Annotated in this window: 1 protein-coding gene; it reads right to left on the bottom strand. The window is 68.2% G+C overall.

Translation table 11 applies throughout. The features are described 5' to 3' along the window. Positions 1 to 211 (bottom strand): MBL fold metallo-hydrolase (locus tag HMPREF9440_RS11595; RefSeq protein WP_245523613.1); only part of this gene is annotated, 211 nt, incomplete at both ends.

The following is a 211-nucleotide window of genomic DNA, read 5'->3' on the forward strand; positions in this document are numbered from 1 at the left end:
TGCGGGCCGTCGCCGCCGTCCCCGGAAATCCAGAGTCGCCTGCCCGCCACCTCCACCATGAAGCCGCCCCAAAGCGTCTTGTTGCGGGTGAGCGTGCGCCCGGAGAAATGCTGCGAAGGCGTCATGGTGACGCGCGCGCCCTTGACGGTCGTCTCGCCGTACCAGTCGAGTTCGACGATGCGCTCGGGGTGCACGCCCCAGAGTTCGAGGT

Origin of the sequence: Sutterella parvirubra YIT 11816 (assembly GCF_000250875.1) — a bacterium.
Taxonomy (GTDB): Bacteria; Pseudomonadota; Gammaproteobacteria; order Burkholderiales; family Burkholderiaceae_F; genus Sutterella; species Sutterella parvirubra.